At 25.4% G+C, this 6,802-nt stretch carries 6 protein-coding genes and 1 pseudogene; all 7 read left to right on the forward strand.

What is annotated here, in order from left to right:
- A pseudogene (locus tag WBG30_RS14110) lies at positions 1-254 on the forward strand (class I SAM-dependent RNA methyltransferase); the annotation flags it as partial.
- 1,129 nt (positions 255-1,383) lie between these two features.
- On the forward strand, positions 1,384-3,108 hold the full coding sequence (locus WBG30_RS14115; protein WP_424505288.1) for a hypothetical protein: 1,725 nt from the start codon (positions 1,384-1,386) through the stop codon (positions 3,106-3,108).
- Positions 3,109-3,192: 84 nt separating this feature from the next.
- Complete coding sequence (gene udk / locus WBG30_RS14120; protein ID WP_424505289.1) at positions 3,193-3,825, forward strand: uridine kinase; 633 nt, start codon at positions 3,193-3,195, stop codon at positions 3,823-3,825.
- A complete protein-coding gene (locus tag WBG30_RS14125; protein ID WP_424505290.1) occupies positions 3,825-4,589 on the forward strand; it encodes an exodeoxyribonuclease III in 765 nt (254 codons plus the stop codon). The genes udk and WBG30_RS14125 overlap by 1 nt, the downstream gene beginning before the upstream one ends.
- A 12-nt stretch (positions 4,590-4,601) precedes the next feature.
- The gene (locus tag WBG30_RS14130; RefSeq protein ID WP_424505291.1) at positions 4,602-4,868 is read left to right on the forward strand and encodes an STAS-like domain-containing protein; all 267 of its coding nucleotides are present in this window, start codon (positions 4,602-4,604) and stop codon (positions 4,866-4,868) included.
- A 65-nt stretch (positions 4,869-4,933) separates the two neighbouring features.
- Positions 4,934-5,713 carry a tRNA1(Val) (adenine(37)-N6)-methyltransferase gene (locus tag WBG30_RS14135; RefSeq protein WP_424505292.1) on the forward strand — a complete coding sequence of 260 codons (780 nt, stop codon included), beginning with the start codon at positions 4,934-4,936 and terminating at the stop codon, positions 5,711-5,713.
- A 123-nt stretch (positions 5,714-5,836) separates the two neighbouring features.
- Positions 5,837-6,583, forward strand: coding sequence for a PHP domain-containing protein (locus WBG30_RS14140; protein ID WP_424505293.1), 747 nt, complete (start codon positions 5,837-5,839; stop codon positions 6,581-6,583).
- The last annotated feature ends 219 nt before the right edge of the window (positions 6,584-6,802 follow it).

Below are 6,802 nucleotides of genomic sequence, written 5' to 3' on the forward strand. Positions count from 1 at the left end.
CTATGATAACTAATCCTCCTTATGGAGAACGTTTATCGGATTTAGATCAAGTTGAAAAGTTATATAGAACATTAGGAGATATTTGTAGAATGAGATGTAAAAAATGGTCTTATTATGTAATTACTTCGCATGATGGTTTTGAAAAATTATTTGATAAAAAAGCAGATAAAAATAGAAAATTATACAATGGTAATTTAAAGTGTCGATATTATCAGTACTACGGTCAAAGACCACCAAGGTTACAAAAAGATTAATTATTTTAAAGGATAAGATGTATGTTGTCTTATCCTTTTTACTATTTAAAGATTTATTATTTTTAAAGATTTATATATATTTTAATCTTGTGATAAAATTTATAGAAGAAAAAAAATTTAAAAATAGAATTTATGTATATTTAGATGAGTTTATAGAGATCAAGTATGAATATATTGATTTAAAAGGTTTTAGTTTTAAAAAAAAATTAATTTAAAACAGACAAAACTATCTTTATTTGTGTATTGTTGTTTTATGTATTATTGTTTTATGTATTATGTAGAGCTTTTTATAAAAATAATTAGATTAAATGAATACCAATAAAATTAAGAGGTTAAAAAGAAACTTATTTATTTATTTATAATAAATAGAGGATTGTAAAAGTAAATCTATTAAATAAGGTGTATTTTATTATGTGGAATAAAGGATTATAAAGAAAGCTTGATTTTATTGAACTAAAAAGAAGTGAAATAAAAATAGAATTATAATAAATAGAGGATTATAATTCTAGACTACATTTTATTAACTTTAAATATATTAAATTGACTAGAAGCTTTAAAAAACAACGATTATAAAAAATATCAATTATAAAAAATAGAGGATGCTAAAATTATTATTAATATGTTTTATAAGTGATGGTAAAAGAGATTAGAAAAATTAAGATTAAAAGAGATTTAAAAATATAAATGGAAACATAAAAAAAATATAATAAATAGATGATTATAAAAGTTTTCCTAATTTTATTAGGGACAGTGAATAAAAAAATATAATAAATAAAGGATTATATTATTAACTCCCTCTTTATTGGAAAAAAATGAAGTTAATAATACAGTGATGATAAACGCATCTTGAATTATCAAGGAAATATGGAATAATAAGTATATATAGTAATTATAAATAATAAAGGATGAATAATAAAACACCATATTTATTAAGGCTAAAAACTTATAGTAATTAAAGGATGATAATCAAGACTAACAAAAGATAAGTTAGATGATTTTACGGAAAAAGACACAATTATAAATAACAAGTGATGATAAAAAAAAACTTGAAAAAACCATGAAAAAATGTTATAACCTGTAAAGGATGATAAAATTATAAATTGAAAATGATGATAAGGTGGGGTTGATAATGTCTGAAAAAAAACAAGGATCTTTATTGGAAATATTAGAGATAGGGAACAAGAATGACCTTAGTATAAACATTAAAAGTTATAAACCTAAAACAATCCCGACTAAAACAGTATCTTTATATTTAGAGGATATGGATATAAGAGATACAATTAATCAACCTTTTTTATTCATAATTTTACCATTTTTTACGTCTAAAAGACAAAGAAACGTAAATTTGGTTTATGAAATAGCCAATGCAGGGATAAAATTTGGTTCCTCTTTGAGTACGGATAATTTTGAAGGAATAAGAAATCAACAACCTTCAGATTTTGAAAAAAATGTATTTTATTTTATTTTATATAAATTTCAAGAAATTTTAGTTGATGATCCGACAAAGGAGTATATTACTTTTAATATTGAGGAAGTTATAGATTATTTAGGTTTAAAATTTTCTATGAAATATTATAGAAAAATGGAAGAAACTCTATATAATCTACAAGCAACAACATATAAAATAATGATTAGAAATAAAAAAGCTGCAGGAAATATAATTAGAGAAGTTTATAAAGAGCCTCTTAATTTAGTAAAATATGAAAAATTTAAGGAAAAAAATATAAAAACTAATAAGATGAAAGTTTATTACAAGGTGAGATTAGATCATAGAATAATAGAGGAATTGAGAATAAAACATTATTCTATTTTTGATCGGCATCAATTAAATATCTTAAGAAAATCTGATAGAGCTGCAGAAAAAATATATCAATTTTTAAGCATGAAAAGGTTTGCATCAACTGAGGGTGAATTTAAGATAGAAACTTTGGCAACTATAATTCCACTAACTTTAAAAAGTAGAATAAGAAAAGTATTAAAGACTGGAGAAGTAAAGGAATATGAAGTAAGTAAGATGAAACAAGTGATGAAAAGGATAAATAAATCTTTTGATACTCTGGTAGAAAAAGGTTATCTTTTAACCTATGAAGTTATCCATTTAAAAGCAGAAAAAAGTTATACTTACAAGTTTAAATACAATGTAGATAAAGATGGAGAATGTCATATTTCAGATTATATTTTGAAAGGGAAAAAGAAAAAAGCCCTTAAAAATTCAGTTCAAAAACAGATTAAACTAGATATGCCAAATGAGGTACAAAATGTAATTATTAAAGATATCAATGAGGCATCCCAAGGAACTCAAAAAGCTATAACCAAAGCAAAAAGAAATATATTTGTTTCTAAAAATTGGAATAAAAGAGCAGAAAATAAGATTATAAAACTCTATAATGAAGAGGGAGAAAGTGTGACAATACACATTTTAAATATTTTATATTCAAATTTAAAAACTGATATTTCTAAGACTTTAGTGGCTTATATCAACGGGATTTTAAAAAATGTAAAAAGTGACAAAGATCTTTTAGAGGAAATAAAAATAACTAAAGAAAAAATAAAAATAGCTACTACGACAAAGAAGAAGATCTCTAGTCTAGAAATAGTAGATGCTGAGATAGTGGAATCTCCTAAAAAAAAGGTAGATGAAGAGGTTGACCTAAATAATCCAATCTATAAAGTTTTGTTAGAACTATATGAAAAAATGGAAAAAAAGGAAAAAGAAGACCTATTGATAAAAGCTAAAAAGATGTTTGAAATAGATTCAAACATAGAAAAATTTATGCCAATTCATCAACAAATATTTAAATCAATAGAAAAAATATATATATTGAAAATATTAAAGAAAGAAAAAGGATTATAATTTATAAAGGATTAAAATAACCACCATTGATATTTTATAAGAGATAGGGTATAATTATCAAAGTTATATTTAAAGGAGGGGACCATGAATAACTGTATATTTGTAGGAGTAGCAGGGGGAAGTGGATCTGGGAAAACAACAGTTGCTCATAATCTGATAAAAGCATTTAAGGCAGAAGATGCAGTACTAGTTGAACAAGATGCATACTATAAAGAACTAAAGGATTTATCTATAGAGGAAAGATCAAAAGTCAATTTTGATCACCCTAAGTCTATAGAGTTTGAACTTATAAAAAAACACTTGATGGATTTAAAAAATGGAAAGTTTATAGACAGACCTATATATGATTTTAAAACTCATTCAAGAAAAGAAAAGATGATAAGAATAAATCCATCTAAAATAATTGTTATAGAAGGAATTTTGATCCTATCTATCCCAGAGATAAGAGATATGTTAGATGTAAAGATCTTTGTTGATACTGATGCAGACGAGATGCTTTTAAGAAGGATTGAAAGAGATATCAATGAAAGAGGTAGAACCTTTGATTCTGTAAAAAAACAATATTTACAAACTGTAAAACCAATGTATTTAGAATTTTGTGAACCATCTAAAAGATATGCCGATGTTATAATACCTAGAGGTGGAGAAAATAAAGTAGCTATAAATATGATTATAGCGAAATTAAAGAGATATCTTGATAAGGGGAGTTTAGGTTAATGGATATATATTCTTGGAATGTTAATGGAATAAGAGCAATTCAAAAAAAAGGTTTTGTGGAGTGGGTTTCAAAAGAAAGTCCTGATATTTTATGTATTCAAGAAACAAAAGCACAGATAGAACAATTAGAAGAAAAATTAACACAGATCGATGGATATAAATCTTATTTTTTTTCAGCTGAAAAAAAAGGATATTCAGGAGTTGCGGTATATACAAAAGTAGAACCTTTAAATGTTAGAAATATGGATATTGAAGAGTTTGATTTTGAAGGTAGATATATAGAGTTAGAATATAAAAATTTTAACTTAATTAACTGCTATTTCCCTAACAGTCAGAGTGAAGGGAAAAGGTTAGACTATAAATTAAGATTTAATAATGCCATAATGAAAAGATGTGATGAACTAGTTGAATTAGGGAAAAACATAATTTTATGTGGTGATTTAAATGTAGCGCACAAAGAAATTGATTTAACTAATCCAAAAAGAAATGAAAAGAATCCAGGATACCTACCAGAAGAAAGAGGATGGATGACCGAGTTTTTAGCAAGTGGTTATGTAGATACTTTTAGATATATTCAACCTGAAGAAACTAAATATTCATGGTGGTCTTATAGGTTTAAAAGTAGAGAAAAAAACATTGGCTGGAGAATAGATTATCATATTGTTAATGAATCGTTTGTAAATAATATAGAGGATGCCATGATATTGAATAATGTGATGGGATCTGATCATTGCCCTGTTGTACTAAGGGTATCAGTAAAATAGGAGTGATGTGAGATGGTAATAGTCGTTAAAAATTTTATGGACCAAGATGCAGAAGTACTTTATTTAAATATTATAAATAACTTAAAAAGAGATGTAAAAATAACATTAGATTTTAAAGGAATTGAAAAAACTACTTATGATTTTTTAGAAAAAACAGTAGGAAAAATAGTAGATCAAAAGGGCTTTGAATCTATCCAAAACAACATTAGATTTAGAAATGTAGATACAGGAATAAAAGAGATGTTATCAAAATTAATAAAAGATATGAATAAAAAATAAAGTCTAGGATATCCTAGACTTGTTTTTTTGGAAAATAAATTATAATAAGTAGGTGATGATAAAGTATGGGAGTAAAGACTGAAGAAAAACCCAAAGAAATAATTAAAAACCATGAGAATGAAGTTATTATAGATTTTTTAAGTCATAGTGATATGAAGATAATTCAAAGAAACGATTATCTTAACTTTTCTATAGATTCAGTATTGATCTCTAATTTTTTGACTATAAACAAAGGCAGGAAAAATATAATGGATTTAGGGACTGGTAACGGTGTGATCCCAATGCTCCTTTCAAAGAGAACCAATGCCAATATAGTGGGAATAGAAATACAAGACATCTCAGTAGATCTAGCTTGTAGGAATATCATCCTTAATAAATTAGAATCCCAGGTAAAGATCGTAAAAGGTGACATAAAGGATATACAATCAAATTTTACGGATCAAAGTTTCGATGCTGTAATTACTAATCCACCATTTTTTAAATATGGTGGAGATAAAAGTCAATTGAATGACTTAGATCAGTTGACTTATGCAAGACATGAAGTTTTAATTAATTTAGAAGAGATAATAAAAGCTGGGAGTTATCTATTGAAATTTAGGGGAAACTTTACCATGGTTCATAGAGCAGATAGGTTGATAGATATTTTGGATCTTATGAAAAAATATAAGATAGAGCCTAAAAAAATAAGGTTTTGTCATACAACAAGAAATAAAGGAGCTAAAATAATATTAATTGAAGGAATGAAAGGGGGAGAAGGAGGTTTAGTAATCCAACCACCTCTTTATATTAATAATAATGATGGTTCATATACAGAAGAGATATTAAAGATGTTTGGAAAAGTATAATAAATAAGGGATGGTAAGTTAAAACTTATCATCCCTTATTTATTATACTTGTTTTTTAGAAAAAGAAATTAAATGATTTTGAATTTTTATGGAGTATATTATAAAAAAAGGAGGGAGAGACTAATGGTTGAATTTGATAAATTAGATGAGTTTTTTAAGAGTAAAATTATATTAGATGGAAAGTATGATGGAGTTTACTATGATCTACATTTACACACAAAAGCTTCAGATGGTTTTTTAGATATAAAATTTTTGAAAAGTTTCTTAAAAGAAAAAAATCATTTGATATCTATAACAGATCATAATGAAATTAGAAAAAGTATTAAATCCTTTGAAGTGGAAAGTATAAATTCTGTTCTTGGAATAGAGATAGGATGTGAAGACGGAATGGAGATACTAGCTTATTTTGAAGATCCAAAGGAATTAGAAGAATTTTATAAAGTTTATTTAGAGCCTTATAAAAATAGATATAGGATGGCAAAATCTTACAAACCATGGGAATATTATATAGAAAACTTAAAAAAATATAAAACACATACTTCCCTTCCTCATCTAAATGGATATGCACAAAAAAACTATATAAAAAATAAAAAATATTTAGAAGAAATAATAAAAGTTGTAGATTCTATAGAAACATACAATCATAGTTTAGATAAAATTAGAAACCTAAGAGCTAAAGATCTAAGGGAAAAATATGATTTAAAAGCTACCTTTGGAAGCGATGCACATACTAGATTTGACATGAGATCCTATGAAAAACTTGAAAATAATGAAATGTTTGAAGAATTAAAGATAATAGAGGGGGTAAAAAAACTTTATTCAGTTATTGGGTTAGGTGGTAAGCATCTCAAATATATATTTAAGAAATAAATTTAGAAGAGAGCTATTAAAACGGCTCTCTTTTAGTAGTTAGTAATTGAATGTATATGGATTCAACTTTCTGCTGAATCTTTAGAAGGGTGCCCGAAATGAAAAAAGATAGAAAATTTATTAAAACTTCTTTCTATTATGTGTAGTTATCTAGCGTTTTATTTCTCTTTTGTCCATTTTATAGAACAAAAAGTTTAAAAAATTGACAATAAAATTAAA

This window comes from Psychrilyobacter sp. (assembly GCF_049671765.1).
Lineage (GTDB): Bacteria > Fusobacteriota > Fusobacteriia > Fusobacteriales > Fusobacteriaceae > Psychrilyobacter.

What these genes read in the sequence shown, in the direction of transcription:
- WBG30_RS14115 (WP_424505288.1), top strand. Translation starts at nt 1,384, where the DNA reads ATGTCTGAAAAAAAACAAGGATCTTTATTGGAAATATTAGAGATAGGG.
- WBG30_RS14140 (WP_424505293.1), top strand. Translation starts at nt 5,837, where the DNA reads ATGGTTGAATTTGATAAATTAGATGAGTTTTTTAAGAGTAAAATTATA.
- WBG30_RS14135 (WP_424505292.1), top strand. Translation starts at nt 4,934, where the DNA reads ATGGGAGTAAAGACTGAAGAAAAACCCAAAGAAATAATTAAAAACCAT.
- WBG30_RS14130 (WP_424505291.1), top strand. Translation starts at nt 4,602, where the DNA reads ATGGTAATAGTCGTTAAAAATTTTATGGACCAAGATGCAGAAGTACTT.
- WBG30_RS14125 (WP_424505290.1), top strand. Translation starts at nt 3,825, where the DNA reads ATGGATATATATTCTTGGAATGTTAATGGAATAAGAGCAATTCAAAAA.
- udk (WP_424505289.1), top strand. Translation starts at nt 3,193, where the DNA reads ATGAATAACTGTATATTTGTAGGAGTAGCAGGGGGAAGTGGATCTGGG.